General features: G+C 65.4%; 1 protein-coding gene and 3 pseudogenes. 3 read left to right on the top strand and 1 reads right to left on the bottom strand.

What is annotated here, in order from left to right:
* Positions 1 to 850 (bottom strand): annotated as a pseudogene (locus JCM19049_RS09455) (sodium:solute symporter); the annotation flags it as partial.
* A 175-nt stretch (positions 851 to 1,025) separates the two neighbouring features.
* Here JCM19049_RS09455 and JCM19049_RS09450 point away from each other — a divergent pair.
* The 3 genes and pseudogenes from JCM19049_RS09450 (at position 1,026) to JCM19049_RS09440 (ending at position 3,748) form a co-directional block, all read left to right on the top strand.
* A pseudogene (locus tag JCM19049_RS09450) lies at positions 1,026 to 1,587 on the top strand (helix-turn-helix domain-containing protein).
* Between the two features lie 87 nt (positions 1,588 to 1,674).
* Positions 1,675 to 2,082, top strand: a complete 408-nt coding sequence (locus tag JCM19049_RS09445; protein ID WP_054821460.1) for a hypothetical protein — start codon at positions 1,675 to 1,677, stop codon at positions 2,080 to 2,082.
* Positions 2,083 to 2,428: 346 nt separating this feature from the next.
* A pseudogene (locus tag JCM19049_RS09440) lies at positions 2,429 to 3,748 on the top strand (APC family permease).
* The last annotated feature ends 40 nt before the right edge of the window (positions 3,749 to 3,788 follow it).

The following is a 3,788-nucleotide window of genomic DNA, read 5'->3' as shown; positions in this document are numbered from 1 at the left end:
GCCACGCGCGCGGCCATGCCGATGATCGCGCCGGCCGCGCCGTAGATGATGCAGTAGATGCCGGCCGACAGCCCGCCCCAGCGGGCCACGTTGTCGCTGCGGGCGGTGAAGACCCGCTGCCAGATGTCCTGGCCGATCAGCAGGCCCAGCCCGTAGACAACGAAGTAGGTGATGATGGTCTGCAGTCCGATGCCGTCCCACTGGAAGAAGGTGGCATCCAGGCGCTGCTGCATGGCCGACCAGCCGCCGCCGGCACCCAGCACGAAGGGCAGCATCAGGAAGAAGACGCCCACGGTCTTGATGAAGAACTGCACCTGGTCGGCCAGGGTGATGGACCACATCCCGCCGATGGAGGAGTAGATCAGCACAATGCCGCCGCCGACCAGGATGGCCAGCCAGCGTTCCCAGCCGTAGAGCACCATGAAGATCGTGGCGTAGGCGCCGGTGGAGGTGGCGCACAGCATCAGCGTGTAGGCCAGCATGACAATGCCCGAGGTGTTGGTTGCGGCCCGGGAGCCGTACCGCAGGGTGAGCATCTGGGAGACGGTGAAGATCTTCAGCCGCTGAATCTTCGGGGCGAAGAACAGTGAGAGGGCCGAGACCCCAATGCCGATGGCCACCACCAGCCACATCCCGGAGATGCCGTGGCGGTAGCCCAGGCCCACGCCGCCCACGGTCGAGGCCCCGCCAAGCACGACGGCGGCCATGGTTCCGGTGTACAGCACCGGTCCCAGCCGTCGCCGGCCACCAGGTAATCGCTCGTGGAATGGGTGCGGGACTTGCCCCACCAGCCGAAGGCCAGCATGCCCACGAGGTATAAGGCGACAATGCCGCCGTTGATGTAATCCATTGAACTTCCCTGTGATGAAAATGACGCTCCACAAAGAATGACAGCAAAAACAAAAGATGTCTATCGGTAAACGCGAGGTGAGTCACAGAACGTCGCGGATCCGCCGTCGCCGCGTGCGGGAAATATGAGGTCGCCCACTACAGTGGAGGCAGGAACTCAGATGCGCGGAGGAAAAATGAAGGCGTTGCCCGTCGAGCCACCGGCTCATCGATCAAGATTGGCAGCGACTGCGCGTGGCCCGGCAGGGCCAGCGCCTGACCATTGACCAGGTCGCGGAAATGGCGGGGCTGACCAAGGGCTTCCTCTCCCGCGTGGAGCGTGATCTGACCAGCCCCTCGGTCGCCACCTTGCTGACCCTGTGTGAGGTGCTGTCCATCGAAGTGGGGGAGCTGTTCACGGTCCCCGAGACGAAGCTGGTCAAATTGGAGGCCGCCCCGCGCATCTCCCTGGGCGGGGAGGGGATCATTGAACAGCTGCTCACCCCGCGCACCGAACGCCGGGTGCAGGTGATCCGCGCCGAGATCGCGCCGCACGGTGCCGGGGAAGCCGAGCTGTATTCCATGGACTGCCAGGTTGAGGTGCTGCACGTGCACTCCGGGCACTTCACGCTGATCCTGAGCGAGGAGCGCATGCAGCTGCAGGCCGGGGACACCGTGACCTTTCCCGGGAGGGAGCCGCACAGCTGGATCAATCCCAGCCCCGACCCGGCGGTGGTGACCTGGACCCTGGTGCTGTAGTCGCTGCCGGGGAAGAGCGCCGCGCCGGGCTATCCTAGACAAGGCGGGAAAACCGCCGGGCCAGGCAGGAAGACGGACGGGAGTGCGGTGAACGCAACGCAGCCAACGGCAGCCGAGGGCTCCGTACCGGTCATCCCCTGGTGGTTCTCCGCGGTCCTGGGCATCATCATGGGCGTCACCCTGACCCTGATTCGCACCCAGCGCTACTTCTTCATCGTCGGTGCCGGGGTGCTGGCGCTGATGATCTTCGTGGTGGGGATCCTGACCATCCGCCGCCGCCGGCGCCACGCCGAGCTGATGCAAAGCCGCACCAGCCTGGGCTACCTGCTGTGGATGCTGGTGATCATCATCCTGGCCGGTCCGGTGCACACCATCTACCTAGCCGATGAGCCCGCTGAGCTGTGGCTGAAGTCGGTGCTGCTTTCGCTGGGCTTCACGGTGGCCATCCGGCAGGTCGACCGCCACCTGGTCGCCCATTCACGGCAGCGGGGCTAACCCGCCGTTCCCCGCCCCCGATAGTGGAATTGGCGCGACTGCGTTCAGCGCACCGTCAAGTGCCGGAGCCTTCTGGCGTGGCCGCATTGGATTCTCGCGGCCCGGCGGGGAGGGTTGCGGCGCCCAGGAACGCCGCGTGCTGCGGCGGCCCGACCTGGGCACTTTGACCCACGCCCTGGATGAACTATCCCTAGCCTGTGCCCCGTCGGTTCCCTAATGTGATCTGCATCATTGAATGCGGGAGGGAATCGCTATGACGACATCGGGTGGGGCACCGGCGCAATCCGGGGCCGGACTGAAAAAGGTCCTGGGCAAATGGGACATCCTGGCCATCGGCGTGGGCGCCATGATCGGTTTCGGCTGGGTGGTGCTCACCGGTGACTGGATCACCAGTGCCGGTCCGCTCGGCGCGGCCCTGGCCATGGCGGTTGGCGGTGGCATCATGGCCATTGTCGGGCTGACCTACGCCGAACTGGTGGCCGCCATGCCCAAGGCCGGAGGGGAACACAACTACCTGCTGCGCGCCCTGGGCGCGCGCTGGTCCTTCGCCGGTTCCTGGGGGATTGTGGGCGGCTACATCACCATCGTCGCCTTCGAGGCAGTGGCCCTGCCCAAATCCGTGGCCTACATCTTCCCGCAGATCAACCAGGTCAAACTCTGGACATTGCCGGTTCGGAGGTGTTCCTGTTCTGGGCGCTGGTGGGGGTGGCCGGGGCGGTGGTGATCACCTGGATCAACATCCGCGGCATCAAGACGGCGGGGATCGTGCAGACCTTCGTGGTGCTTTTCCTCTTCCTCATTGGAGCCATGCTGCTCACCGGGGCCTTCACCGGCGGCCAGGCATCCAACATGGAGCCCTTCTTCCTCAACGGCACCGCCGGGTTCTTCGGGGTGATGATCATTGTCCCGTTCATGTTCGTCGGCTTCGACGTCATCCCGCAGTCCGCGGAGGAATGCAATATCGCCCCGCGCAAGATTGGGCGCTATGTGATCATCTCCGTCATGATCGCCACCGCCTGGTACGTCATGGTCATCATGGCCACCTCCTCGGGAATGAACGCCTCCGCGCTGGCCGGCTCCGATCTGGCCACCGCCGACGCATGGGTGCCCTGTTCAATTCCGACACCATGGCCAAGGTGTTGATCGCCGGCGGCATCGCCGGCATCCTCACCTCCTGGAACTCCCTGCTGATGGGGGCCTCGCGCCTGCTGTTCGCCATGGCGCACTCGGGCATGCTGCCGCGCTGGTTCGCCTACCTGCACCCGAAGTACCGCACCCCGTCCCATGCGCTGCTGTTCATTGGCGGGCTGTCCGTGCTGGCCCCGTTCTTCGGCTCGGCGATGCTCGGCTGGCTGGTGGACTCCGGCTCCCCGTCCATCGTGGTGGCCTACCTGCTGGTGGGGGTGGCCTTTGTGATCCTGCGCCGGCGCGAACCGCAGATGAACCGTCCGCTGCGGGTGGGTGGACGTGGAAACTTTGGGCAGCTGATCGGCGTGCTATCGGTGTTGTTGTGCGCCTGGCTGATCAGCCTGTACCTGCCGGGCATGCCGGCCGCGATCGGCTGGCAGCCTGGGTGCTCTTTGGCAGCTGGTGGCTGCTGGGCATGATCTTCATCCTGCGCATCCCGCGCGGCATCACCCCCGCGAGAACGCCGAAATGGAGCTAATGCAGCTGATGAGCATCGCCAGCAGGCCAAGCTGGGGCCA

This window comes from Arthrobacter sp. JCM 19049, assembly GCF_001310435.1.
This window is presented reverse-complemented; position numbering and strand designations above follow the sequence as displayed.